Below are 24,947 nucleotides of genomic sequence, written 5' to 3' on the forward strand. Positions count from 1 at the left end.
AAGCAATCATGCCTGTACGAATGCTATCAATAGTCATATTTAATTTCCCTGATACAGAAAAGCTTCTTTAGCTTCGCATAATGGAATTCCGACAAGTAATTGAAAAGATTGTTTCCTCTCCTGAGCTACACGCTAAATGGCTCAACTCACTTTCGATGATGGAAAATACTGGCGCCAGGAAAATCTCGGCATCAGAACATGACTTACTAGTAGATGAGATTGTGCTTAAGCATGCGGCAGAAGAAGCCAGGCACGCCTATTACCTAAAAAGTCAAATCAAAAAAACAGGTTTTTCCGGATGTAAAACCTATCAAATGAATGAGTTGCTTGCTCCCATTCAAAGTTTTCAATACCTACACGCACTGGATACCTCCATTAGTCGGTACCTGAAAAAAAATCTCAATTATTCTGGGAGTAGACTCAAATACGCGGCTTACCTGCTAGTTACATATGCGATTGAAGTTCGTGCTGATGAACTTTATCCAATCTATGAAGAGGTGCTCAGAGCCGTTGATAGCAACATAAGTGTACGAATGATAGTTGTAGAAGAGCAAGGGCATTTAGAAGAGATGATTCAGCAAATGAATGACTTTTTTGAAGACTGGAGTGGACACGGTGAATTTGCACTATCTATCGAAAACAAACTATTTCAGCGATGGGTCGCAGCAATCGAACGATCTATTGAGAATCAACCAATAGCTATATGAAAAACTTAATTTTAGCCCTTATTGTATTCTCCTTACTCAAATGTACCAGTCCACAATTGGTCGAACCCAAAATTGAGGTAATCAATAGCCCTACATCCTCCTTGCTCCAGGCTATCAGCATTGTTGACGAAAGTACCGTTTGGATCAGTGGTCATGACGGCTCATTTGTTAGATCACAAAATAAGGGAGAGAGTTGGGAGCTTTTCAAACACCCTACTGGTGATTCATTACAATTTCGCGATATATATGCACTTGATGAAAACAAAGTCATCCTCATGAGCGCGGGGCCAGGGCCACTTTCCCGCATATTCAGTTTCGAAGCACCAGATCTCTGGGAGGAAAACTTTGTCATGCTAGATTCACTAGGCTTTCTCGATTGCATTGATTTTTGGGATGATCGCAGAGGAATAGCCTACGGAGATGCTATTGACAGTTTCCCCTACATATTGTTGACCAATGACGGGGGTGATTCCTGGTCTCGAGCTGACACCACGAAAATGCCAAATGCGGGTTTAGGTGAGGGTGGATTTGCAGCAAGTGGAACCTGTGTGACTACCGCAGAAAATGGCAAAGCATGGATCGCTACAGGCGCAGGTGGCAACTGTCGATTCTTGGTAACCACTGACTATGGGCAGTCATGGAAAGAAATCGGTTCCCCCCTTGTGACAGGTGATGCTGCTGGGAATACGTCCGTTTCTTTTACCGGAGAAATCGGAGTTGTTACGGGTGGTGACCTTATGAAACCACAGGAATACACTAAGAACGTTGCTTTTTCACAAGACGGTGGGTCTTCTTGGTCTTTAGCTAATCAGCCAAAAACAATCGGCGCATTTTATGGTAGTGCGATTACTCGAGTTGATGCGCAGACATTCGCTTTTGCATGTGGCCCCAATGGGTTAGACTACACACAAGATTTTGGTCAAACATGGAGTACCCTTGATACATTAAACTATTGGGCTATTGATATGAAAGCAGACTTTGGATATGCATCAGGAACAGATGGGAAAATTTTGAGAATATCTTTGCATCCATGAGGCGACCAAGAAGAAACAGAGCGTCTGCTGCCATCAGGGATTTGGCACAAGAGACAACTTTGACTACCGGTGATTTTGTTTTCCCTTTATTCTTATTGGAGGGTCAAAATAAAAAATCAGAAGTTGAAAGTATGCCTGGCATATTTCGTCTAAGTGAAGATTTAATTTTAAAAGAGATAGAAGCCTGTTTAAAACTAGGCATCAAAGGTTTTGATGTATTCCCGGTAGTAGAAGAAAGACACAAGGATAAAACAGCAACCAAAAGCTATGACGTTGACTTCTTTTATTTGCGAACCCTGACAAAAATCAAAAAAGAATTTCCAGAAGCGCTCATTATAACTGATGTAGCAATGGATCCATACAGCAGCGACGGCCATGATGGAATTCTAGAAGATGGAAAAATTCTGAATGACGAAACGCTTGACATTCTTGGTCAGATGGCTCTCGCGCAAGCTGATACTGGAGTGGACATGATAGGACCTTCAGATATGATGGATTTTCGCGTGGGTTATCTTAGAAATATCTTAGATGAGCAAGGCTTTACAGATACAGGAATCATGAGCTATACCGCAAAGTATGCAAGTGCTTTCTATGGTCCTTTTCGAGATGCTTTGGATTCCGCACCGAAATTTGGAGATAAGAAAACCTATCAAATGAATCCGGCCAATATCAAAGAAGCAATAATGGAAGCAGAATTGGATTTCAATGAAGGAGCTGATGTGCTCATGGTTAAGCCCGCACTCGCCTATCTTGATGTTATCCAAAAACTTAAAACCAACTTCAACATCCCAATTGCCGCCTACAATGTATCCGGTGAGTATGCGATGATTAAGGCTGCAGGTGAAAAAGGATGGCTAGACTCCAACAAAGCTATGATGGAATCTTTGCTCTCCATTAAGCGGGCAGGCGCGGATATAATTCTTACTTATTTTGCGAAAGAAGCAGCTGCACATCTTGACCAGCAGCGGTAAGAGTAGACCGATTTCTGATAAGAAATTTTTGAAATAGTTCCTTATAAAAAACTCCATTTTCCATTTGCAAAGCCTCCTGCCATATTTGCAATGCAAATACTGGACTAAGCTCAAGATCAAGTGCTTGAATAATTAAATCTGTTGCCTTTTTTTCATAAATCGATCCAGGTTCCAACTGAACCGAGTACGTTTTTGACTCCAATGTTTTTCCCGCAAAAGTGCTGCTAATTTTAAAGTTGAAAATCCCATCTGCCAATCCATATGTGTCCGGCTTCAACTTGTATTTATGATGACGTGTACGAAAATCCTGTATTTTATTCTCATCCCCGTCGCTAACTGTAAGTATGTAGTTTAAAACTGGCTCGTCATGAAGATGCCAGTATACTTCGAAAGGTTCATTTTCATTCCACACCAAATATCCAGATCGATCAAAAGGAGGGTGAAGAACGGTAATAAGCTTACTCTTATCTAAAATAAGGGAATCTTCATACAGGAGTTCTAACCTAGGTCGTTCCTGTCTTTCTTTAAATTCCTGTGGCTTTAGGTAAAATGTAAAAATTTTCTCCGTGTGTTCATAAGTAGATCCTCCCTTATGTACCAAGCTTATAAAACCGCCCTCGGCTACTTCGATTGAAGTTACATCATCAATGAATTGGAGCGGCATTACGGGAATGCCATAGACACTGGCGCCTTTAGTAACCAACGCCTGAAAAGGAAGATCACTGGTTTCTTGTGCCGAAATATGAAAAATCAGTAAAGGAAATAGAAGGCTTAATAAATTACGCATCTTTCTATTAGGTTAATCTTCTTTAAAAGTAAGGATTAACAGAATATTATCGTAGTTAATGACAAAAAAGTGAATTCCTACCCAAACAAATCTTCTTCTCTTTCGAGCATGAGAATAGAGGACTGAGGAACGATGAAATATTTCTCACTATCGTATTGAACCTCAAAGGCTCCTTTTTGAAGAAAAATGGCTAAATCTCCTTCTTTAACTTGCAAAGGAATGTATTTAATTTTTTCATCTTCAGCTTTCCATTCCTCTTCTTCAACTGAGTGTGGAATGGGGTAACCTGGACCAGCCTTTACAATGTAACCACTCTGTACTTTTTCTTTTTCCTGAACTCCAGGCGGGAGGTAAATGCCCGTGGCTGTTTTTTGGGCTTCTTTTACTGGTTTTATCAAAATCCGATCACCCACTACTATGATCTTTTTTAGCTTATTGTCTGAGGTCAATTCCATCTAAGTCCATTAATCGAAGACGAACAAATTGAATCAAAAAAGTTTAGGAGTCTCATCTTCATCATTTGCTCCTGCCCTGTCAAGGAGCTTTTCATCCATCGATTTTGTGGTCTTCGAGCCCAATTCTTTCAATCGTTCAGTTTTTCTAACTAGGTTATCCTTCCCCTCCACTAATTTATTCATGGCTTGACTGTATTGATGCTTTGATTTATCCAATGATTTTCCAACCTCAATTAAATCGTCTACAAAGGCTTTAAACTTATCATAAAGTGCACCCCCTTGCCTCGCAATCTCCAACGCGTTTCGATTTTGGTATTCATGCTTCCAAATACTAGAAACAGTCCTAAGTGTGGCTACTAGTGTAGCAGGACTCACAATGATGATACTTTTTTCATGAGCTTCATTGTAAAGCTCCCCACCATGCTGAACAACAAGAGCAAAAGCTGACTCAATCGGTACAAACATCAATACATAATCTAAAGAACCTCCATCAAACAATTGATGATAATTTTTTCCTGCTAGTCCTTTCACATGTGCTTTTACGGATAAGATATGATCCTTTAAATGCTGTCCCCTTTCGGTTTCATCTTCAGCATTCATATACTTCTCATACGCAATAAGAGACATCTTAGCATCTATCACCAGATTCTTGTTATCAGGTAACTTAATTATTACATCCGGTCGCAACCTTCTACCTTCTTCGGAGTGCAATGTTTCTTGAATAATGTATTCACGATCTTTCTCAAGTCCCGATTTTTCAAGAATACGCTCCAAAATTACCTCACCCCAATTCCCTTGCATTTTCACATCACCTTTCAGTGCTTTGGTAAGGTTTTCAGCTTCTTTGGTCATTCGATCATTAAGCTCGCGCAAGCCAATAATTTGCTCACGCAGCGCTGTGCTTCTTTCCAGACTTTCCTTGTTGGTCTGTTCCACTTTCTTTTCGAAATCTGTCAATTTTTGCCCCAGTGGATTTAGAAGCTCATGGAGGTTAGTCTTATTCTGATCGGTGAATTTTTTACTCTTTTCTTCAAAAATATCATTCGCAAGATTCTTAAACTCAGTGGCGAATTTTTCCTGAAGTTGGCTCAGCTCCCCTTTCTGTTCTTCTAGTCTAGTCTGAAGATTTTGATAGTTGGCCTTAAGCGTAGAATTCTGATTGTTTAAATGTAAAACTTCCTCTCGCTCATTCCTTAGCTCTTCGTTCATGGCCTGAAGTTCCTTTCCAAGCTTTTTGGATCGCTCCAGCTCGAGCTTTAATTGAATTTTCAATTCTCCATTTTCCGGAACTTCTGCGTTGCTCCTCACTTTGAAAATCAACCAACCTACTGGTAAGCCAATTGCCAATCCTGCAACTAAAAAAATCAAACTTGAAAACTCCATTAATCAAAAGTAATCATTTTGCTAAAATGTTTAGCAAAAATCATTTCTCCAATTCTCTTAAATACATCTGGATTGTATTTTCCAATCCATAATAGAGTGCATCACAAACCAATGCATGTCCAATGGAGACCTCCGCTAAGAATGGAATACGTTCTTTTAAATATCGCAAGTTCTTCAAGTCCAGGTCATGCCCCGCATTAATTCCTAGTCCAATCCCATAAGCATGCTTTGCAGAATCCACATATGCCAGGATAGCTTCTTCTCTATTTTTATTGAATGCAGATGCATACATCTCAGTGTAGAGCTCCACACGGTCCGCTCCACATTTTTTTGCACCATCCATGAGCGAATTCTCGGGTTCAATAAAAATAGAGGTTCGCACCCCCCAACTCTTTAGTTGACTGATAATTTCGGTAAGTCGCTTCTCATTTTTGATCGTATCCCAACCGGCGTTAGATGTTAGAACATCTGGAGGATCAGGAACAAGCGTTGCTTGAGTTGGACGAATGTCTTCGATTATCTTCATAAATCGGTCATCCGGATACCCCTCTATATTAAACTCAGTAGACACGACCTCATTTAGATCATAAACATCTCTGCCTGTAATGTGCCTTTCATCAGGCCTTGGATGCACCGTGATTCCTTGCGCTCCAAAACTCTCACAATCTTTGGCCACTTGTATCACATTTGGGTTGCGGCCTCCTCTTGCATTTCGAAGCGTGGCGATCTTGTTGATATTTACACTTAGTTGGGTCATAACACAAGAATGTTTTTCTTCGCAAAGTTGTTCAATAAAAAACAATGAATATGAGCTTAAAATCAACTATTGAATCAGAAATTAAACAAGCGATGCTCAATAAAGAGAAAGATCGCTTACGAGCCCTTAGAGCTATCAAGTCTCAAATCTTGCTCGCTGAAACTGAAAAGGGAAGCGGAGGAAAGCTTTCAGAGGATACGGAAATGAAACTTCTCACCAAAGCTGCGAAGCAACGAAAAGATTCCATTGAAGTCTTTGAACAGCAAGGAAGGGACGATCTGGCTGCTACAGAAAAATCAGAATTAACTGTGATTGAAAGCTTTCTACCTAAACAACTCTCTGAGGCAGAAGTTGAAGCAGAAGTGAAAAAAGTCATTGAAGAAATTGGTGCTGCTGGTCCCCAAGATATGGGAAAGGTCATGGGTACCGCTACCAAAAAATTAGCTGGTAAAGCAGACGGAAAGATGATTTCTTCGTTGGCCAAAAAATTATTGAGTTAATTGGGGACTTTCGACATTATCTTATTGATCGTTTTAGGCTTTGGAGCAGTCAAAGGATATTCACGTGGCTTCATTGTTGAGCTTTTCTCCTTTGTTGCATTTTTTGTTGGCTTATTACTTTCATTAGAATTAACAATTCCAGTAACTACAAATTTTTTCGGAGATAGTGGTTACTTCGAAGTGATCGCTGTTGTCGTCTTTATTGCACTATTTATTCTTTTGAGTTTGGCAATAAAAATGGGAGCAAAAGCTTTGAAAAGCGCCATTGACATGACCATTTTTGGTACTTTTGATAATGTAGTAGGAGCTTTTGCCGGACTGCTTAAATGGGCTTTTATTTTAAGTATTATTTTTTGGGTTTTTGAATCAGTAGGCTTCGATTTGATCGAAAAGTATGCGGACAATACATTGCTTTTTCCGTATATTGTAGGTATTGGGCCTACAGTCTTCGAATGGTTAGGATATGTGATCCCCTTCATTCAAGACCTCATTGATTCGATGGAAAAAATACCCAAAAACAGAGATACATACGTTACTCTGTTGACAACAAAGATTATTACATGATAGCAGAACAGCTTATAAACTACATGGTACCACCATTAAAGCCTGGTGATGACATTGCTCGTGCTAAACAGTGGATGGACGAGTTTAGAGTCAAGGAGCTTCCGGTAGTTAAGGAAAATAAACTCATGGGTTTTATATCAGAAGATCTACTCTATGATTCTGAAATCTTGCGTCCGGAAGTTGGTGCCTATCCACTCATCGGTCAATCATGCATCATACCGGGTGGTAGTCATTATTATGATATCCTTAGGGTTCTCAATGAACACCAATTGGAAATGGTAGCCGTAGTTTATAATGAGGAATTTAAGGGCGTGGTGCTTATTTCCGATATATTGAAAGAATTTGCCAAAACTGCAATGGTAAACTCGCAAGGGGCCATAGTAACCATTGAGACAAGCTTAAGCGATTATTCTCTTTCAGAGATATCCCGTATTGTTGAAATGAACGGATCTACAGTTTTAGGTGCAAATGTAAGACCACACAACAATGACGCTTCTCTGATCGAAATTGTTTTGAGAATCAACCATCAAGATGTGAATCAAATTGCCACTGGTCTTTCAAATAGTGGATACAAGGTCACTTCTTCATTCAATACCGAAGATGACTCCTTTGATGAAAAGGATCGCTATGGATTACTTATGAAATTCCTGGATCCATGAGATTGATGAAGAAAATAGCCCTCCACGGCTTAGCCGTTGAAAGCAATTCAGAAAAGTATCTCACTCAAATAATAGATCGGTTAAATAAAGAAGGAGTAGAAATCTGGTTTACCTCACTATTTCAATCCAGAAATACTTCTTTATTAAAATCCCAAAAGAACATAACTAATAGCATTACTGCTGATTTTGATTGTGTGTTTAGTTTAGGTGGCGACGGTACATTTCTTGAGTCTCTTCTTTGGGTGGGTGAAAACGAAGTGCCAATACTGGGTATAAACATGGGGCGTCTTGGCTTCCTTGCATCTATTGCCAAGGAAAGCATCAAAGAATCGTTGTATCTTTTTTTTAAAGGGAAATATGATATTGAAAGCCGGTCTCTCCTGTCGCTAAAAACCAACATGGGGCTTTTTGAGAATAAGACATATGCGCTCAATGAATGTGCCATTCTGAGAAAAGATTCTTCTGCCATGATCATGGTGAAATGTTACATCAACAACCAGTACCTGAATACCTATTGGGCAGATGGATTGATGGTAGCTACACCAACGGGATCAACGGGCTATTCTCTCAGCTGTGGAGGTCCATTAATGATGCCGGACTCCAAAGATTTTGTGATTACCCCGGTAAGCCCTCACAACTTAAATGTCCGACCGCTCATCGTTTCCGATAACTCAGAATTAAGATTCGAAATTGAGACTCGCAATAGAAGTTTTCTTATTTCGCTTGACTCAAGATCCGAAACCATAGAAAATGATGTAAATATTGTCGTTAAGAAGGCGCCTTTTGAAGCTAAACTGATTCGAATCGAAGGAAATAATTTTCCAGATACCATTAGAAATAAGCTTGGATGGGGCTTTGATAAACGTAACTAATCGCTTCTACGTGACTTTTTTGATGAAAACTGGTTCTTTTCAGATGAAAAAGAGTATTCTTTTACTAGTTTTAAACGTTAAGAATTAGCTATTTATCTAGAATTCAACGCCTAAGAAAAATCAAAAACATATTTTTGTGTTTTAAAGAGTGAATTATGAAATTCAAGAGTCTTTTAGTAATTGTTCTTTCTGTGGTCATGCTGGGACTAGCAGATCATGCCGAAGCACAAAGAAGAAATAAGTATAAAGCAAGAAGAAAAACCAACAAGAAAGTTTCTCACTATAAAGGTGGGTCAAGAGGTTATGGCAGATTTGAGCCATACTATTTTGTAGGTGCGAACATCAATGCTGGAAATTATTTTGGAGACTTGGCTCCTGTAAACAAGGCAGCAAGTACAGATATCTCATTCACACGTCCCGGATTTGGGTTTCATGCTGGTTACAAATTCCACCATTCCATGGCCATATCAGCGGGGTTAAATTGGGTTCGTGTTTTTGGTGACGATTTTGCTTCCGATCCAAACGGTGAAGAAAGCTACCCTAGATATGTTAGGAACCTCAGCTTTAGGAATGACATCAAGGAATTTCGCGTTGCTCTTCAAATTTTCTTGTTACCAAACTACGGTGGTCCAGGTCAACGACTTCCCCTGAATGCGTATTTATCTATTGGTGCTGCAGTTTTTCATCATGAACCAATGGGTAAAGTTCCTGATGCAGATTATCAACGTGCTGCTGATGGGTCAATAGCTGCTCCACAAGCTGGAGAGTGGGTGAAACTACGTCCATTAGGTACTGAAGGACAAAATATAGGGCTTGTTGAACCATACAAATCCATTGGATTTTCAATACCTGTTGCTCTCGGAGCGCAAATGCGAATCCCTGCTACGCAGCTTACTGCTGGACTTGAAGTAGGTTTTAGGTATTTATTCACCGACTATATTGATGATGTAAGCTCCTCTTATGCTGATTTAGGAGCGCTTGAAGCAAACGATGGTGTACTCGCTAGAATTCTGTCTGATAGATCAGCTGAACTTGTAGCGGTCAATGGCGGCGCTAGGGATCTTTCAAATGCATTCATAAATAATAGTGCTGCACATGGATACAATGCTTCATCATACCTTGGAAGTGGTCGAGACGGAAGTGTAAGAGGTAATCCAGACAATAATGATATGATCTTCGTTACTCAGATAAAAGTTTCTTATGTCTTGGGTGGAACAACTCGTAAACGCGCGAAGTATCGTTAAAATCTTGCGAAAACATCTGTACATCTTACTGCTAACTGCAGCAACGACTTCTTATTCACAATTTATTGAATTTGGGGGGGGTGTTGGAACGATGAATTATTCAGGTGACCTGGTCAGAGGATATGATTTCGGCACATCTTCACTTGCAGGTACCGCCTTTTACCGAATGAACTTTTCCGAAATTCTTACAGTCAAGCTGGCACTTACCGTTGGTAAAGTAAAAGGCTCTGAAACACCCATAGATGCCTTCGCTGTTGAGAGAAATCACTCATTTAATTCCACAGTCTTAGAAGCCTCTGCAGTATTTGAGTATCACTTTTTGGACTTCAAGACAGAAGGGTCTCTCGTCAATTACTCGCCATACATTTTTGGAGGAATTGGATTCATCAATTTCAATGATGTGCCTGAAAACGAGGGGGTTGGGAAAATTCAACCGGTCATCCCTTTGGGAGTAGGGTTTAAGTACCGAATCCAAAAAAAGTATACAATTGGATTTGAAGCAGGTGCCAGAAAGACATTTTTCGACTACCTCGATGGGATTTCAGATGGCGATCAGACCATAAAAGATTATCAATATGGCAACCCCAAAGACGATGATTGGTACTTCTTTACTGGTTTTTCCTTTAGCATTACACTATTCAATGTCCCTTGTCCGTTTCCCTACCGACCCAATCAATCCATTCTTTCTCGTTAATAGAAGTTAAATCGTTGATTTACATTCCCTTTAAGTAAAAAAAAGCCCATTTTTGTAGCCTTTTTCAAAATAGAATTGGAGGAACTTAGAAATCAGATAACGAAAGTCAACATACCTAATCATATCGCTGTGATTATGGATGGCAATGGCAGGTGGGCAAAGAAGCAAGGAGTCAAGCGCATTTTTGGACATCAGAATGCGATTGAAGCTGTCAGGAATGTGACTGAAGGGTCGGCTGAACTAGGTGTTGAATTCCTCACGCTTTACGCGTTTTCTACTGAAAATTGGGATAGACCTAAATATGAAGTGGATGGATTGATGAGCCTATTGGTAAATACCATTGGAGATGAGCTTCCTACACTTCAAAAGAATAATATAAAGCTCGCTACGATAGGAGATTCAAAGGGACTTCCAGGTAGTGCACAAAAAAAGTTGAAAGAGGCGATTGACGTGACAAGGACAAATTCTGGTATGGTGCTGATTTTAGCGCTTAATTATAGTGGGAAATGGGATTTGGTTCAAGCAATAAATGCGCTAATAGAAAAAGGCAAGACGGGCATCGAACCTTCTGATGTAGATGAGCATCTATCAACCATAGGTGTTCCGAATCCAGACTTGTTAATTAGAACAAGTGGTGAAATGAGGATCAGTAATTTTCTCTTATGGCAAATGGCCTATACAGAATTATACTTTACCGATGTACTTTGGCCCGATTTTAGAAAAAAGGATTTATTTGAAGCAATCATCTCCTACCAGCAAAGGGAAAGAAGATTTGGAAAAACAAGCGATCAAGTGAAGGCATGACCATGAGTGATACGATGAATAAAGCAGTTTGCAGGCTAGGATTGGAAAGATTGACAATACAAATGAAAAAAATAGTACTCGTACTAATCGTTTTTACAGCGTTTTTTGAAATAAACGCGCAGGTAGTTTTTGGTAGAGACCAAAACAACCCCAGCGGTGGGGTTTCAATTAATTATTCGAGCCCAAAAGAATATGAAATTGCAGACATTGAAGTAAGAGGAGTCCAATACCTTGACAATAATGCACTTATCTCACTATCAGGCCTTCGAGTAGGTGATAAGATCAAAGTGCCGGGAGATGAGATTACAACAGCTATCAAAAAACTGTGGAATCAAGGGATTATTGGTAATATATCAATTTTCGCAACCAAGGTAGAAGGAGATAAAATTTGGCTCGTCATCGAATTGACCGAGCGCCCCAGATTGACCAAGTATGTAATTGAAGGAGTCAATAAAACTAAGCAAGGTGAGATTGAGGATAAGATTGGATTAATTAGAGGAAAGACACTTACGGACGTACTTATCAAGAACACTGAGCTTGCAGTAGGTAAATACATGGAAAGCAAAGGGTTTTTAAATGCGAAAGTAAATGTGGTTCAGCAAAATGACACGATTCTTAGAAATAGTGCCTACCTGAAAATAATGATTGATGCTGGTCAGAAAGTTAAGATCAGGAATATTCGTTTTGACGGAAACGAAGAGTTCACATCTGCAAAACTTAGATCAAAATTCAAAAGTACTGGGATGACACCAAAATTCTCTCTTCCATCAGAAATCCTTAAAACGACAGCAAAGCTAGTGTGGCCACCAAACTTCATCGACTTTGTCAAAAATTCCAAAAAAGTATCAAAAGAAGAAGTTAGAGAGTATATGGCGACACACGTCAATCTCAACTTCTTTAAAAACTCCAAGTTTGTGAAAGAGGATTATGAAGCAGATAAAGAACTTCTTTTAGGTTATTATAACGCCAAAGGCTTCAGAGATGCTGAGATCGTATCGGATACAACATATGACATCTCAAATAAATACATGAATATCGATTTATCTGTGAGTGAAGGCACGAAATATTACTTTCGAGACATTTCCTGGACCGGTAATTACATCTACACTGATGAGCAATTAGAACTAATACTAGGTATTGAAAAAGGAGATGTTTATGACCTTGATTTAGTAAATAAAAAATTGAACTTTAACCCTACCGGTGCTGACATCAGCTCACTTTACATGGATGACGGGTATTTGTTCTTTAGCATAAATCCAGTAGAAGTCGGAGTAGATCAAGATTCCATTGACCTTGAAATGAGAATTTACGAGGGTGCTCAGGCCACAATTGATAAAGTGGTTATCAGCGGGAATGATAAGACCAACGACCATGTAATCTTAAGAGAGCTGAGAACCCGACCAGGAGATAAATTTAGCCGAGCAGAACTCATTAGAACTCAACGAGAACTGTCACAGCTGGGATATTTTGATCCTGAGCAGGTAAATCCAGTACCTATTCCAGATCCAATTAATGAAACTGTAGATATTGAATGGCAACTGGTGGAACGATCAAACGATCAAATCGAACTATCCGGTGGTTGGGGTGGAGCCTTTGGATTTGTAGGAACTTTTGGAGTGACTTTCAACAACTTCTCTGTACGGAATATAACTAAGCCTGAGCATTGGAGAGGTCTTCCTGTAGGAGACGGTCAGAGTTTATCCTTAAGGTTCCAGGCCAATGGACGTACTTTCCAAAGCTATTCTTTCAGCTTTGTAGAACCTTGGCTGGGAGGGCGTAATCCAAATTCATTTGGATTAAGTTTTAGCAAATCAATTCAACGATCTATCAATAGATTTACCAATGAAACTCTGGGCTGGTTAAAGGTAACGGGCATTTCTGCCTCATTAGGCAGAAGAGTAAAATGGCCAGACGATTACTTCACGTTAAGCACAGGCATTTCGTATCAGCGATATGATCTATTCCAGTTTCAAAGTCGGGCGCTTGGCTTTAGTACCGGAGATGCAAATAGCTTTACTTTCAACGCTACTCTAGCTAGAAACTCCATTAATCAGCCGATGTATCCTCAAAATGGATCTAGTATTTCCTTGAGTGCTTCATTCACTCCTCCATATTCTTTGTGGAGAAATCTGGACTATGAAACTGCAAGTGCCAGCGATCGGTACAAGTGGCTGGAATACCATAAGTGGAATTTCGATAGTAAGTACTTTGTAACACTCACAGGAAAACTTGTTCTCTCAGCCAGAGCACACTTTGGGTATTTAGGAACTTACACAAGCAAGACCGGCGTAGGACCTTTTGAAAGATTCCAGGTTGGTGGATCCGGTTTGACGGGACAAAATTTCTTGTTAGGAACAGATGTCGTGGGCTTGCGAGGCTATCCGGACAATTCCATCACTCCATTTGATCAGGAAAATAATATTGAAGGAGGTACACTGTTTAACAAATACGTCATGGAAATAAGGTACCCTATTTCATTGGCACAGTCAGCCACCATATATGCCCTTACCTTTGTAGAAGGAGGCAATAACTGGGACAGATTTGCAGAGTTCAATCCTTACAACATAAAAAAATCCGCAGGTTTTGGCCTTAGAATCTTCATGCCAGCGTTTGGACTTATGGGGATTGATTGGGCATATGGATTTGATCAGGTCCCAGGATCATTCGAAAACGCAGGCCCACAATTCCACTTCTCCATTGGACAGCAAATTCGCTAATGGACGTATCTTAAATGAAGACGCTATGAAAAAGATAACTCTACTGCTTTTTGGACTGTTTTTAAGTGCTATTACATTTGCGCAAAAATTTGGCTATGTAGACACACAATATATTTTGGAGAAAATGCCGGAATATAAAGAAGCTCAAGCTGAAATAGAGAAGTTGGCAAAAGGGTGGGAACAAGAAATTCAGGAGCTATATCAGCAAGTAGAAGCCATGGAAGTGGAGTTGAAAGCCGAAGAAGTGCTGCTTACGAAGGAGATGTGGGAAGAACGCAACACAGAAATTGAACGTAAGTGGACCGAGGTAAAAGAATATCAACAATCCATTTTTGGATTTGATGGTCTTTATTTTTTGAAGAAAAAAGAACTGGTGAAGCCCGTTCAAGATCAGGTTTTCGAAGCTGTAGAGCGTGTTGCTAAAAATAGCCGACTTCAAATTGTATTTGATAAGTCCGGAGATTTGGTGATGATCTACACAGATCCAATCCATGATTATACAGATTTCGTGCTCGAAGATCTTGGATTGGTAGAAAATCAGAGCGTAAGTAATAATTGAGCACAAAAATTGAATCTTAACCAAACCAATGGGTGTAGGCCCTACCTTAAAAACGAAAAAAGTTAATTGATATGAAAGTTAGAATTTTACTAAGTACTGCACTTGCTGTGATCGGATTCGGAGTGATGGCGCAGTTAAAAATAGGCTATACAAACGTAGAGTACGTCTTGAGCCTTATGCCAGAAGCAAAGCAAATTGAAAGTGAACTAGCCAGTTATGACAAGCAATTGTCGACACAGCTTGAAGCAAAATATGCTGATTATCAGGCGAAAGTTGCTGATTATCAGCAAAACGCTGAGGGCTATACAGACGTGGTTAGAGCTGACAAGGAGAGCGAAATTGTGAGTTTACAAACATCCATCCAGGAGTTTGAGCAAAATGCACAAAACTCAATGGTTCAGAAAAGAAATCAATTGCTCCAACCAGCTTTCGAAAAAATCGGAACAGCTATTGAGCAGATTTCTAAAGAGAATGGGTATTCTCATGTGTTTAATATGACTGCTGGTGGGCAAAGCATTTTGCTCTATGCTCGTGAAGAAGATAACGTTACTAACCTTGTTTTGAAGAAGCTGGGTGTTAACCCTCCTAGCGGAGAATAAGAGTTTAGAGGATTAGATTCAAGCCCTGTCGATTATTCGATGGGGTTTTTTTATGCGATTACAATTCCGAAAATAAGACCCGCTAAAACAATTAATGGTGTAGGCACTTTGGTAAAGTGCATCATCCCGACAGTGCTAAGCAACAGAATGTAATTGATGGGTCGCTGATCCATCGGCATAAATAGCAGAAAAGCTGCCGCTATCACCATTCCTGCACTTACCGCAGTTATTCCCTCCAAAGAAGCTTTGACTATTCGATACTTCTTCAGCTGTTCCCAAAATCGGATAATGAAGAAAATCAAAAAGGTTCCTGGCAGGAAAATTCCTGCTACAGCCATGCTGGAACCAAGAAGCTGCCCTCCAATACCAAACTCTTTCGCCATGACAGCTCCTACATATCCGCTAAAGGAAAACACCGGACCTGGAATTGCCTGAACAAAACCATAACCCGATATAAACTCCTGGGAGGTTAGGTATTCTTTAAACTCTACAAACTCTGTATAGAGCAACGGAACCAACACTTGACCCCCACCAAAAATCAGGCTTCCATTCCGATAAAAATTTTCAAAAATCTTGATCGGCTGATACTGTGTAACTCCACCCAAAACTGCGGCAAACACCAAAACCGATATCCAAAGGATGAGGTTGGACCAATTGATGCTAATCTTCTCTTTTTCCTCAATTGGCTGTCTTTTATACTTCCAAGTTGTTGCCAAACCGCCTAAAATGATAAGTGCTGGAAACGCATACGGTGATTTTAAAGCATATGAAGCAATAGCTGAAATCACCATTAAGCCAAATCCAACTTTGGTGTTCACTACTTTCACAGAAATCTTGTATGAGGAATATGCCACTATACCAACAGCTATTGGCTCAATAAAACGCAAGAAGTCTAGTGAAACATCCATTGCTTCCGCCGAAGTGACGAAAATAGCGAAAGCAGTCATGATAGAAACCGCAGGAAGAGCCCAGACCAATAAAGTCAAATATGCTAAGTTGGGGCCACCTATTTTATATCCTAATGCAGTGATCGTTTGGGTAGATGTCGGGCCTGGCAGAATTTGACAGAGTGCGAATAGCTCAATCAGATCCTCCTCCGTCAAGTAGCCTCTTTTAGAAACAAACAAGTCCATAAACATTCCAAAATGTCCCTGAGGGCCTCCAAAAGCCGTCAGTGAAAGCATAGCAACATCTTTGAGGAAAATAATATTTCTGACTCTTCTAAACGACATTCCTCTTAAGCTTTCAATCCAATTTCTTTTAAACGTTCGTCCAGAAAGTCACCGGCTGTAATATCTTCAAAAGCTTTAGGATGTTCGGCGTCAATACATCCTTCCAGGCAGGTTAAGTCCATCTCAGAAACTGGGTGCATAAAAAATGGAATAGAAAAACGAGAAGTGTGCATAAGTTCACGTGGCGGATTTACTACTCTATGGATCGTAGACTTGAGTTTTCCATTCGTATGCCTTTCAAGCATGTCTCCAACATTGACCACAATTTGATCAGGCAATGCCGTAATCGGAATCCATTCCCCATCTCTTCTTAGCACTTGCAAACCATCTGCACTGGCACCCATCAATAGGGTGATTAAATTAATATCTCCGTGCTCAGCTGCGCGTACCGCATCTGGTGGGAGTTCATCCGGATTTTCGATTGGGAAATAGTGAATAGGACGTAAGATGCTATTTCCCTCTTTCACTTTCTCATCAAAGTAATCTTCTGGAAGGTTGAGATAAAGAGCTATTGCCTTAAGCATGCTTACTCCTGTTTGCAGTAGCGTTAGATACGCTTCTGAGGTGTATTTTTCTAATGCAGAAACCTCGCTGGGCCAAATGTTGTCAGGATAATCTTCGCGTTGATTTTCTTTTGGCTGACCTACATGAAAAAACTCCTTCAAATCTCCCGTATTCCTCCCTTTTGCCTTTTCACGGCCTTTGCTGATGTATCCCCTCTGACCTGCCAGTTCCTTCTTTTCATAGCGTTCTTTTACTTCATCAGGCAGTCTAAAAAACTCTTCAACAGTTTCGTATAGATTCTTAGTCAGCTCATCAGAGAGGCCGTGGTTCTTAATTGAAACAAAACCAATATTCGTGTACGCTTCGCCAAGTGACTTTACAAAATTCTCTCTTTGCTCCTGAGTACCGTTCGTAAAATCTGCCAGGTCAAGTGACGGCACTTTGTCATAAAGTATATCAGCCATGTCTAGATAGTTAGGACTACAATTTAGTGCAGAATAAAGAGGAAATCAATTCAAAACACTTCGAAGTACTTCGAGCGATTTTGGTTTGCTGATATGAGCATGATGCTGATAATACAATAGGATACTATCCAGCATCAAGCTTCTAGAATCTCTTGTCATCTTTACTTCGTATCCGTAAGATTCTTTCATGAGCGCGTCCATAATTTCATGGTTCTCATTGGTTGGCGGCAGGCGGTCTGTAGAACTGAATAGGTTATCTATATCATCTATGGCATAGCCAAGAAATGGGCCTAATTTCAAAAGAAATTGCAAATGGAAGTTGCCGACACCCTCTGTCAATTGGTCAAAAGATTTGATTGCATCTTCCGCAAAAACGAACAGCTCTGGATTTGGTGACTGCTCAGATTGAAGCAATTTTGAAAAAACCTCTGTAAGAAATAGCGTGATCGAACCCTTGACCAGATCCTGATGAATATGATGTAAGGGGTAATGACTTTTAAATTCAGAAATTCGTTGTAAATCGCGCGTCTCTTTTACATACAGCACAAGATCAAGAATGGTAAAGGGCTGAAAGTGCCCAATGCTTTTTTTGGATTTTTGGCTTCTAATTGAATTGACAATATAAGAGCCATAACCCCCTTCTTCCGTGAAGATTCTTGCAATGATCGAAGTATCTCCGTACTTCATGTAGCCAAGAACGATCCCTTTTGACTTGACGATCATCTGACCACCGCAATTTTACCGACATAAGTTTCCTCACCGTCAGAGCTTGAACTAAAGAAAAGATAAATCCCTGTACTTATTGATCTCCCATTTGCGTCGGTCAAGTTCCACGAAGCTGATCCACCGTTTGCATTTATTTCCTTGACAAGATTTCCATTTACATCGGTTACTTTCACATTTACATTTCTTGCCAAGCCAGTCAATGCGACAAGCCCTTGATATGTTGGACGAACGGGGTTGGGGAAAATGTTTACGTCTCGGTGCACACTGCCTGCGACAGAAGAAGAACTCCGAAAAGAAACCATCCCCTCTGCCGTCAGGATAAATACTTCACCATTGTTCCCATTATAGTCTAGCTGAATGATCTGATCGGAAGGAAGAGGACTGTTTGATTCATCAAACATGGTCACTAACTCTGAGGTATTTTCATCATAAACCCAAAGTCCTTTGTTGGTTCCAAACCAAATTCGATTACCTCCATCGGTCATCACAGCATTGATTCGTTCCCCTTCAAACAACGCCCTGTTTTCGAAGGTGGGTCTAATGCCTTCGGTATCGAAAAAGATGAATGATGCATCTGGGAACAAAGCCGGCCCTCTGGCAGTGGCTACCCATGCATTATCCTCCACACCTATGTCTATGTCAATAAAGAAAGATGGCAGTCCATCTGACGTGCTAATTTCATCTCTTTGATTTTCGTCCTGATCTAGAATGGTGATTGTTCCGGAGGATTCTCCAAGCCATCCAATGCCTGTCTGAGAAAGGTCAATGGTTAAAAATTCATCTCCGCCTAAAAAACCATCCGAATATGAAGTCCATTCCAAATTCTCATTCATCGTATGAATGGGCTGCTGATTTTTGAACGAAGAAACCCACAAATTACTTCCACTCGCCAGAGCCAGAATCATGGTATCTAACTCTGCTGAGCTTCCAGGAATATCTTTTAGAATCGAGGCATTCGTTTCATCATATAAACCATCACCAATGGAGGAAAAATAGAGGTTCCCATTGAATCGTTCGGCATCCGATACATTGGTGAAATCTTGAATGGTTACCGATTCCCACTCCCCTTGCGAGAATCTTGAAAAATTTTCAACCTGAGCTGCTCCATCATAGGAGAACGGAGACGGAGCATGAAATCCATAAAGGTCATTTCCGATGACGCGGAAATTTGAAAATGAATCAGAGACGGGGCCACTCGGAGAAAGCTTATCTCCCGATGTATTTAATAGTCCTTGCTCGCCATCAGCAAAATAAAGCGCATCATTCACCGACGCGATATCATTGATGGATACGGCTGTTGCTGTCACTGTGGCTTCAAACCCACCGACACCAAGTTGGTAGATCGTTCCTTCGGATGCAGTCAACAGTTCTCCATTTGCGTCAAAAAGTCTCGTTGCTCCTGTTGGGAGATTAAATCCTGTATCTGACCAAGACCCAGATGAAAAGCTCATCAATGCAGAGCCTGAAACAGCATATACTCTATCTTCCACAAGTGTGAGGTTGTTAAATGAAGAAGTCAACGGATACCTTTCCCAGTTGGCAAAATCCAGTAGGTTGGAGCTCAATCTACCCGACTGTATCCCCTCATTTGTTCGGATAAAAAGTGAATCATTTTTTGAAACGATTTCGAATACTTCAATCGCCATACCTCCTGTGCCGATTTGAACGTAGTTTTCTACAATCTCTGCGCTGGCAGTATTTACAACAATCACCCCCAGGTCTGTACCAAGAAAAGTTTCAGATGCTCCAAAAGCTATTTCGTTGATTGTCTTATCCCCTACGAGATTGCTCTGCGCAAGGTCTGAAATATTCAACAGCTCGTTTTCGAAAACAAAGTCAATGTTGCCAGATCGATAGCCAATCACTAAAACATTCAAAGCGGCATTGTATGCCAGTGCAGAGACGCCCACATCCGAAAGGCCATCGATTTTTGAAAGCCTTCGTATGGATCCATTCAGAATCTCCCTGGAAAAAAGACCGTTCGCCGTAGAGCAGAATATTTTGTCCGCCGTGACCTCCAGGTGCCGTGCATCATTGTAGCTAAAATGAGTCCGCCATGTTCCCACAGCGATGTTCTGAGAAAAAGCGAACCATCCGCAGATGAGTACTAAACTACTTAGACTCCACCGCCTCAAAGAAGCATGATCTACAAAGCGCTTCATAAATATCCTTTTCACCTAAAACTATGGTTTTCTTCGATTTAGTACGTCGATGCGAATAAGATGCTACATTTCCACATTGCATACATACTGCGTGCACTTTCGTGATGTATTCTGCAACAGACATCAATGCGTCCATTGGTTTGAATGGCACGCCCTTAAAATCCATATCCAGGCCTGCCACGATCACACGCTTTCCCTGATTGGCCAGCTCATTTGCAACGTTCACTATTTCTTCATCAAAAAATTGTGCCTCATCGATGCCTACTACTTCGCAATCACCCGCTCTCAGCAAGATATCATTTGCAAAGTTTACCGGTGCAGATGGTATGGAAGAATCTTTGTGAGAGACGATTTTCACCTTATCATAACGCTTATCCACTGCGGGCTTGAAAATTTCCACATGTTGATTTGCCAACATTGCACGATTCAGTCTACGGATCAATTCCTCCGTCTTACCCGAAAACATAGATCCGCATACCACTTCTATCCAGCCGCCTCTTCTCAGGGTTCCCTTTCCAATATGTGGTTCTACAAACATTTAATCTGTGTAATTCAAATGTGGCAATTGGGTTTCTTTTGGAACCTCAACAGTCAAATCTCCTTTCAGAAATGTCTGACATGCGAGGCGTTCATCTTTTCGTAATTTATTCAATTTCAAATATTGCTCCTCTGGTTTTGACACCGGAGATAGTTGCTCCATCCCTTTTATGATTCTCGCCTTGCAAGATGTGCATCTTCCTTTGCCACCACACGCATGCATCCAGTCAGTAGCTGTTAGCAAAATATTGAGCAAACTTTCCCTTTTATCGTCACAATGAATAGATTTACTCTTTAGGTTAGCAATATTTACAGTCGGCATACCATCAATTTTCAAGAATGCAAAAGAAACTAAACGAAGACTTTATAGACGGCTATTGTGAGAAATTTGCATCGAAAGTGACCGCTAATTTTTTCAAAGACGGAAAAGACGTCATTACGGGCAAGGAAATATTGAAAGTTACACCTTCAAAACAGGTCAATTTTTTTGTAATCAAGCTACTCTTTAGGTACTGGCAAGAAGAAACAAAAAAACTGGAAAGTCCTTTCTTCAATTACAAGCATGAAGAAGTTCGTCAAGCAATGATTCAATTCATGAATGTGCTTTCTCAGCACATAGAGATCAACAAAGAAAAGTTTGAAACCCTACTGAACCATGCGGTAAAAGACACGCTATACCTGGCAGCTATGCCACAAGCCTATGTAGAAATTGATCTGGACAGCCGTGGAGTAGAGACAATCCGCGACAAGTCCGTCGAAGGCACTGTGAAATACCTGAAAATTCACAAAAAAGAAATTCAAAACTTCCTTTCTGACATGAAAGGACTGACCATCGATGACGTAGTTGATGAGCTACCTGAAGAGTTTGACGATTTTGACACAACAGAAGCAGTGACAGCAGAGTGTGCTCTGCTTACAGATATATTAGAAATTAGTGCAGAAAAAATCTTCTCAGACGATCCTGAAATGGATGAATTTGATGAGGATGATCTTTTTGAGCCCGGGGAAGAGGACTTGGTAGAGTCACGTCCTAGACCCAAAAAGACCGCTCCTGATGCCAATGAAGAAAGCGCCAACATTGAAGTAAATGTTGAGGACGAAGCGATGGCTGATGAAGACATTGAAGACCTGAATGAGAGAAAAGCGCCAGAGGTTAAAAAAGAAGAACCGGAACCCGAAGTAGAGGAAAAAACAGAAGAACCCGCAGTTGAGGCAAAACCTGAAGAAAATGAGGAGTCTGAAGAAATCGATGATGTTCTGGAAGATTCGGACGTAACAGAAGAACAGGAAGAAGAGGAGCCTAAAAAGGAAATGCGCACACCTGTGATGCTTGAAGATGAAGACAAGGAGGATGATTTTCCTGAAGAGACGATTAATAAACAGTTTGAAAGTCAGGAGGAGACTGTAGCTGATCACTTGGATAGCAACAATAAGGAGAACGGTATTTTACAACTGATCTCTTTGAATCATCGATACATGTTTATCAAAGAATTATTCAGAAACGATAAACATGAGTTTGAAAACGCGCTCGTAGAATTAGAAGATTATGGTTCTTTTGATGAATCTGTCGAATTCCTTGTGCAGGGGTATGCCAAACACAACGAGTGGGACATGCAATCTGATGAGGTGAAAGAGTTTTTGAAGGTGCTTTTCAGAAGGTTTAGATAAAAACCAAGCACCATCATTGCGAACCTATCCGCAACAGACAGCCTAAAACTTAATCGTCAATCCTGCCTTTAAAAAAAAGGGTGTGCCGGGCGTAAAGTGTATCTCGGAAACGGGCTCATTTTCATCATCTAACCTTGATTCGGTATCAAATTGCGCTTCTCTCCACAGCACGTCAAACAGGTTTTCAATGGACAATGATGCAGTCAACCTTGGGCGGTTGTAAGTTAAACTTGCATCGGTCAAGAAGTAACCCTGCGCCATTGTAGAATTATCCTCGTTAGCAGCTCTGTCTTGAATGTATCGATATCGAATCGATCCGCTCAATTTTTTGCCTTTATAAGTTATCCCTCCATTGCTTGTCAATGTTGGAGCTAGTGGTATGTGGTCAGATCCTTCCTGCTCATCGATGGATCGCGGGTTGGCGTAATTCACATTTGAATAGACAAACAATTGATTGGTCATTTGATAGTTAATGCCAATATCAACTCCCGTACGTTTGGTTCTTCCACTTGGCTCTACAATACCCGCATCACCTACGTAGACAAACTCCTGCTCCAGATGCAATTGCCAATAGGTCACATCAATAAATAATTGATCGATTGGGCGATAAACGGTTCCTAAGTCAATTCCCCAGGCGGAAGGAAGTGTCTCTTCATTCTCTGCTCGCAATGCAACTCTTGCGTCATTGCTGTGAAAGCCTTTACCCGACTTTGCGTAGAGTTGCCATCTGGTATTGGGACTGTAGATCAAATTCAGCTTCGGTGAGACTTGCGCCTGCACAGTAGAGGTGCGACTATCTTCCAGTGAAAGAAAATCTACTTCTTCAAAATGAAATTGATCCAGTCGTACCCCAGCGTTTATCAACCACTTATCCCATTCCCATGTGGCACTCGCAAAAGAATAGCCGTTGAACTCATCGATGGAGGAAAAAGCCATTGAATCCAGTATCTCATTTCTTTCCCGGGTATGTGAAAGCTCTAGGTCATCAATATCATCGTATCGAAAGCCTATGCCTCCTTCAAGTGTAAAGTCTGTAGACAACCATGAAGTTCCATAATTATAGATGGATTGCAAGCCGTAGATCATTCTAGCTTCCTTCTGACGTATTTGATCTCCATTGATTGGGTCGGTCAAAAAAAACGTAAAGTTGGAATAGAGCTCAAAATCGTACCTGGAAACAAAGGCTTTGGTTTGCATGAAATTTCCGTTGGCGAATGAAGCGGTATAGTCAATGAGAAAATTTTGTCTGGAGGTTTCTCCTCCTTCCGTATCGTCGATCGCTCCGAAGCGATTTATTTCGCCTGATTCGATGGCTCTGATCGGAATCTGCCCTGACGCATCCCATTTGCTTTGAAAGCTTGAAGCCTGAATCGTCAAGAAATTCTTTCCAATCTGTGCGTGATACTTTCCAAACAGGTTCAGTCGGTTAAAATTTTGCGATGACTCAAACGGCCCGTCTGAGATCATGTATTCGGTTGCTAGGTACGCATCTTTTCTCTTCCCCTCTTTTATTAAGTCCACCAGGCTCACCATACGTAGCGTATTAAACTTTCCTGCTTCCACTTTCACCTTGCTCTCCGTTATCCGATCCCAGGTTTGAAAATCTACAAAACCAGCCGTGGCAAAATTTCCCTTCTCCACAGCATACGGACCTTTGCCAAAATTCACCCCTTGCACAGTTTCAGGTATCAGAAAATGTAAATCTGCATAGCCCTGTCCGTGAGCATGGGAAACCATATTGACTGGAATTCCATCTGCAGTAATTTGAATGTCTGTTCCATGATCGATATCAAACCCTCGCAAAAAAATTTGTTCCGCTTTACCTCCACCCGCATGCTGCGCAATGAAGAGTCCAGGCACTTTTTGCAAAATTTCCTGTGAGGAGTTTACCGGATTGACTTTCAAGTCTACCTGCTTTATTTTGTTAAGTGTGTTTATTTGTGGCGTTATTATTACCTGCGATAAAGCTACGGGTGCAGGAATCAAGCGAATGTTCCAATCGGTTTCAGCAGTCACAGCAAACTGTCTGTGTTCATAGCCCACTATGGAAATGAAAATGGAGTCTCCAGGTACTGTATTCGTCAACGAGAAGTTCCCCACAACATTGGTATGGGAATATACTTCCTTAGAAAGATTGTAAACTGTGACATACTCCATCGCTTCGCCGGTATTGGCGTCTTTGATGCTACCAGTGATCGTTTGAGTGAACCCCACGACTGACAGAAGTGTAAAGGATAGGGAAAACGTATTCCTCAGAAAATTCATAAGATGTTAGCTGCTGATTCTTAAATAATTGGTCTACATACGGAAAGAGTGGACTGATTGGATTCGTGATGGAAAGTGGTTCC

Annotated in this window: 25 protein-coding genes; 14 read left to right on the plus strand and 11 right to left on the minus strand. The window is 40.8% G+C overall.

Annotated features, from left to right (window positions below):
- Positions 1-80 precede the first annotated feature (80 nt).
- The 3 genes from ABJF57_RS03050 to hemB are packed head-to-tail and all read left to right on the plus strand — an operon-like array spanning position 81 to position 2,712.
- Complete coding sequence (locus ABJF57_RS03050) at positions 81-707, plus strand: hypothetical protein (RefSeq protein WP_462231355.1); 627 nt, start codon at positions 81-83, stop codon at positions 705-707.
- The gene (locus ABJF57_RS03055) at positions 704-1,741 is read left to right on the plus strand and encodes a WD40/YVTN/BNR-like repeat-containing protein (protein ID WP_462231353.1); all 1,038 of its coding nucleotides are present in this window, start codon (positions 704-706) and stop codon (positions 1,739-1,741) included. Before ABJF57_RS03050 ends, ABJF57_RS03055 begins: the two co-directional genes overlap by 4 nt.
- Entirely contained in the window at positions 1,738-2,712 is a 975-nt protein-coding gene (gene hemB / locus ABJF57_RS03060; protein ID WP_462231351.1) for a porphobilinogen synthase, read from the plus strand. The genes ABJF57_RS03055 and hemB overlap by 4 nt, the downstream gene beginning before the upstream one ends.
- On the opposite strand, the gene ABJF57_RS03065 is transcribed toward hemB, so the two are convergent.
- The 4 genes from ABJF57_RS03065 to ABJF57_RS03080 form a co-directional block, all read right to left on the minus strand.
- Positions 2,663-3,499 carry a hypothetical protein gene (locus tag ABJF57_RS03065; protein WP_462231349.1) on the minus strand — a complete coding sequence of 279 codons (837 nt, stop codon included), beginning with the start codon at positions 3,497-3,499 and terminating at the stop codon, positions 2,663-2,665. The two genes, hemB and ABJF57_RS03065, sit on opposite strands and share 50 nt — an antisense overlap.
- Positions 3,500-3,576: 77 nt before the next feature.
- The gene (locus tag ABJF57_RS03070; protein WP_462231347.1) at positions 3,577-3,954 is read right to left on the minus strand and encodes a co-chaperone GroES; all 378 of its coding nucleotides are present in this window, start codon (positions 3,952-3,954) and stop codon (positions 3,577-3,579) included.
- 33 nt (positions 3,955-3,987) lie between these two features.
- Positions 3,988-5,337: a DNA recombination protein RmuC gene (locus tag ABJF57_RS03075; RefSeq protein ID WP_462231345.1), complete on the minus strand. Its 1,350-nt coding sequence runs from the start codon at positions 5,335-5,337 to the stop codon at positions 3,988-3,990.
- 40 nt (positions 5,338-5,377) lie between these two features.
- Complete coding sequence (locus ABJF57_RS03080) at positions 5,378-6,094, minus strand: pyridoxine 5'-phosphate synthase (protein ID WP_462231343.1); 717 nt, start codon at positions 6,092-6,094, stop codon at positions 5,378-5,380.
- Positions 6,095-6,144: 50 nt separating this feature from the next.
- On the opposite strand from ABJF57_RS03080, the gene ABJF57_RS03085 reads away from it, so the two are divergent.
- The 10 genes from ABJF57_RS03085 (at position 6,145) to ABJF57_RS03130 (ending at position 15,306) form a co-directional block, all read left to right on the plus strand.
- Entirely contained in the window at positions 6,145-6,594 is a 450-nt protein-coding gene (locus ABJF57_RS03085) for a GatB/YqeY domain-containing protein (RefSeq protein WP_462231341.1), read from the plus strand.
- On the plus strand, positions 6,595-7,158 hold the full coding sequence (locus tag ABJF57_RS03090; RefSeq protein ID WP_462231339.1) for a CvpA family protein: 564 nt from the start codon (positions 6,595-6,597) through the stop codon (positions 7,156-7,158).
- Positions 7,155-7,817, plus strand: coding sequence for a CBS domain-containing protein (locus ABJF57_RS03095; RefSeq protein ID WP_462231337.1), 663 nt, complete (start codon positions 7,155-7,157; stop codon positions 7,815-7,817). Before ABJF57_RS03090 ends, ABJF57_RS03095 begins: the two co-directional genes overlap by 4 nt.
- A gap of 5 nt (positions 7,818-7,822) precedes the next feature.
- Positions 7,823-8,689 carry an NAD kinase gene (locus ABJF57_RS03100; protein WP_462231335.1) on the plus strand — a complete coding sequence of 289 codons (867 nt, stop codon included), beginning with the start codon at positions 7,823-7,825 and terminating at the stop codon, positions 8,687-8,689.
- A gap of 155 nt (positions 8,690-8,844) precedes the next feature.
- Positions 8,845-9,933 (plus strand): hypothetical protein, encoded by a 1,089-nt coding sequence (locus ABJF57_RS03105; RefSeq protein WP_462231333.1) that lies wholly within the window; start codon positions 8,845-8,847, stop codon positions 9,931-9,933.
- Between the two features lie 4 nt (positions 9,934-9,937).
- Positions 9,938-10,627: a type IX secretion system protein PorG gene (gene porG, locus ABJF57_RS03110; protein WP_462231331.1), complete on the plus strand. Its 690-nt coding sequence runs from the start codon at positions 9,938-9,940 to the stop codon at positions 10,625-10,627.
- Positions 10,628-10,762: 135 nt separating this feature from the next.
- The gene (gene uppS / locus ABJF57_RS03115; RefSeq protein ID WP_462232028.1) at positions 10,763-11,431 is read left to right on the plus strand and encodes a polyprenyl diphosphate synthase; all 669 of its coding nucleotides are present in this window, start codon (positions 10,763-10,765) and stop codon (positions 11,429-11,431) included.
- Between the two features lie 62 nt (positions 11,432-11,493).
- Positions 11,494-14,148 carry a BamA/OMP85 family outer membrane protein gene (locus tag ABJF57_RS03120; protein WP_462231329.1) on the plus strand — a complete coding sequence of 885 codons (2,655 nt, stop codon included), beginning with the start codon at positions 11,494-11,496 and terminating at the stop codon, positions 14,146-14,148.
- 25 nt (positions 14,149-14,173) lie between these two features.
- Positions 14,174-14,707 (plus strand): OmpH/Skp family outer membrane protein, encoded by a 534-nt coding sequence (locus tag ABJF57_RS03125; protein WP_462231327.1) that lies wholly within the window; start codon positions 14,174-14,176, stop codon positions 14,705-14,707.
- Between the two features lie 71 nt (positions 14,708-14,778).
- Positions 14,779-15,306, plus strand: coding sequence for an OmpH/Skp family outer membrane protein (locus ABJF57_RS03130; protein WP_462231325.1), 528 nt, complete (start codon positions 14,779-14,781; stop codon positions 15,304-15,306).
- A 50-nt stretch (positions 15,307-15,356) separates the two neighbouring features.
- Here the strand turns inward: ABJF57_RS03130 and chrA are convergent, their stop codons facing one another.
- The 6 genes from chrA to ABJF57_RS03160 are packed head-to-tail and all read right to left on the minus strand — an operon-like array spanning position 15,357 to position 21,253.
- Positions 15,357-16,538, minus strand: coding sequence for a chromate efflux transporter (gene chrA / locus ABJF57_RS03135; protein WP_462231323.1), 1,182 nt, complete (start codon positions 16,536-16,538; stop codon positions 15,357-15,359).
- A gap of 5 nt (positions 16,539-16,543) precedes the next feature.
- Complete coding sequence (locus ABJF57_RS03140; RefSeq protein WP_462231321.1) at positions 16,544-17,506, minus strand: isopenicillin N synthase family dioxygenase; 963 nt, start codon at positions 17,504-17,506, stop codon at positions 16,544-16,546.
- Positions 17,507-17,551: 45 nt separating this feature from the next.
- On the minus strand, positions 17,552-18,229 hold the full coding sequence (gene recO, locus ABJF57_RS03145) for a DNA repair protein RecO (protein WP_462231319.1): 678 nt from the start codon (positions 18,227-18,229) through the stop codon (positions 17,552-17,554).
- Positions 18,226-20,394 carry a type IX secretion system anionic LPS delivery protein PorZ gene (porZ, locus tag ABJF57_RS03150; RefSeq protein WP_462231317.1) on the minus strand — a complete coding sequence of 723 codons (2,169 nt, stop codon included), beginning with the start codon at positions 20,392-20,394 and terminating at the stop codon, positions 18,226-18,228. Before porZ ends, recO begins: the two co-directional genes overlap by 4 nt.
- Positions 20,345-20,932: a thymidine kinase gene (locus ABJF57_RS03155; protein ID WP_462231315.1), complete on the minus strand. Its 588-nt coding sequence runs from the start codon at positions 20,930-20,932 to the stop codon at positions 20,345-20,347. Before ABJF57_RS03155 ends, porZ begins: the two co-directional genes overlap by 50 nt.
- Positions 20,933-21,253: a 2Fe-2S iron-sulfur cluster-binding protein gene (locus ABJF57_RS03160; RefSeq protein WP_462231313.1), complete on the minus strand. Its 321-nt coding sequence runs from the start codon at positions 21,251-21,253 to the stop codon at positions 20,933-20,935.
- Positions 21,254-21,270: 17 nt separating this feature from the next.
- Here ABJF57_RS03160 and ABJF57_RS03165 point away from each other — a divergent pair, with 17 nt between their 5' ends.
- On the plus strand, positions 21,271-22,599 hold the full coding sequence (locus ABJF57_RS03165; RefSeq protein ID WP_462231311.1) for a hypothetical protein: 1,329 nt from the start codon (positions 21,271-21,273) through the stop codon (positions 22,597-22,599).
- A 42-nt stretch (positions 22,600-22,641) separates the two neighbouring features.
- Here ABJF57_RS03165 and ABJF57_RS03170 read toward each other — a convergent pair whose 3' ends face one another.
- Positions 22,642-24,864 (minus strand): TonB-dependent receptor, encoded by a 2,223-nt coding sequence (locus ABJF57_RS03170; RefSeq protein WP_462231309.1) that lies wholly within the window; start codon positions 24,862-24,864, stop codon positions 22,642-22,644.
- Positions 24,865-24,947: the final 83 nt, after the last annotated feature.

Origin of the sequence: Ekhidna sp. (genome assembly GCF_039940915.1) — a bacterium.
Classification (GTDB): domain Bacteria; phylum Bacteroidota; class Bacteroidia; order Cytophagales; family Cyclobacteriaceae; genus Ekhidna.

Bases quoted from the DNA above. Each gene is read 5' to 3' on its own strand.
- ABJF57_RS03050 (WP_462231355.1), top strand. From the start codon at position 81: ATGGAATTCCGACAAGTAATTGAAAAGATTGTTTCCTCTCCTGAGCTA.
- ABJF57_RS03055 (WP_462231353.1), top strand. From the start codon at position 704: ATGAAAAACTTAATTTTAGCCCTTATTGTATTCTCCTTACTCAAATGT.
- hemB (WP_462231351.1), top strand. From the start codon at position 1,738: ATGAGGCGACCAAGAAGAAACAGAGCGTCTGCTGCCATCAGGGATTTG.
- ABJF57_RS03065 (WP_462231349.1), bottom strand. From the start codon at position 3,499: ATGCGTAATTTATTAAGCCTTCTATTTCCTTTACTGATTTTTCATATT.
- ABJF57_RS03070 (WP_462231347.1), bottom strand. From the start codon at position 3,954: ATGGAATTGACCTCAGACAATAAGCTAAAAAAGATCATAGTAGTGGGT.
- ABJF57_RS03075 (WP_462231345.1), bottom strand. From the start codon at position 5,337: ATGGAGTTTTCAAGTTTGATTTTTTTAGTTGCAGGATTGGCAATTGGC.
- ABJF57_RS03080 (WP_462231343.1), bottom strand. From the start codon at position 6,094: ATGACCCAACTAAGTGTAAATATCAACAAGATCGCCACGCTTCGAAAT.
- ABJF57_RS03085 (WP_462231341.1), top strand. From the start codon at position 6,145: ATGAGCTTAAAATCAACTATTGAATCAGAAATTAAACAAGCGATGCTC.
- ABJF57_RS03095 (WP_462231337.1), top strand. From the start codon at position 7,155: ATGATAGCAGAACAGCTTATAAACTACATGGTACCACCATTAAAGCCT.
- ABJF57_RS03100 (WP_462231335.1), top strand. From the start codon at position 7,823: ATGAAGAAAATAGCCCTCCACGGCTTAGCCGTTGAAAGCAATTCAGAA.
- ABJF57_RS03105 (WP_462231333.1), top strand. From the start codon at position 8,845: ATGAAATTCAAGAGTCTTTTAGTAATTGTTCTTTCTGTGGTCATGCTG.
- uppS (WP_462232028.1), top strand. From the start codon at position 10,763: ATGGATGGCAATGGCAGGTGGGCAAAGAAGCAAGGAGTCAAGCGCATT.
- ABJF57_RS03120 (WP_462231329.1), top strand. From the start codon at position 11,494: ATGAAAAAAATAGTACTCGTACTAATCGTTTTTACAGCGTTTTTTGAA.
- ABJF57_RS03125 (WP_462231327.1), top strand. From the start codon at position 14,174: ATGAAAAAGATAACTCTACTGCTTTTTGGACTGTTTTTAAGTGCTATT.
- ABJF57_RS03130 (WP_462231325.1), top strand. From the start codon at position 14,779: ATGAAAGTTAGAATTTTACTAAGTACTGCACTTGCTGTGATCGGATTC.
- chrA (WP_462231323.1), bottom strand. From the start codon at position 16,538: ATGTCGTTTAGAAGAGTCAGAAATATTATTTTCCTCAAAGATGTTGCT.
- ABJF57_RS03140 (WP_462231321.1), bottom strand. From the start codon at position 17,506: ATGGCTGATATACTTTATGACAAAGTGCCGTCACTTGACCTGGCAGAT.
- recO (WP_462231319.1), bottom strand. From the start codon at position 18,229: ATGATCGTCAAGTCAAAAGGGATCGTTCTTGGCTACATGAAGTACGGA.
- porZ (WP_462231317.1), bottom strand. From the start codon at position 20,394: ATGAAGCGCTTTGTAGATCATGCTTCTTTGAGGCGGTGGAGTCTAAGT.
- ABJF57_RS03155 (WP_462231315.1), bottom strand. From the start codon at position 20,932: ATGTTTGTAGAACCACATATTGGAAAGGGAACCCTGAGAAGAGGCGGC.
- ABJF57_RS03160 (WP_462231313.1), bottom strand. From the start codon at position 21,253: ATGCCGACTGTAAATATTGCTAACCTAAAGAGTAAATCTATTCATTGT.
- ABJF57_RS03165 (WP_462231311.1), top strand. From the start codon at position 21,271: ATGCAAAAGAAACTAAACGAAGACTTTATAGACGGCTATTGTGAGAAA.
- ABJF57_RS03170 (WP_462231309.1), bottom strand. From the start codon at position 24,864: ATGAATTTTCTGAGGAATACGTTTTCCCTATCCTTTACACTTCTGTCA.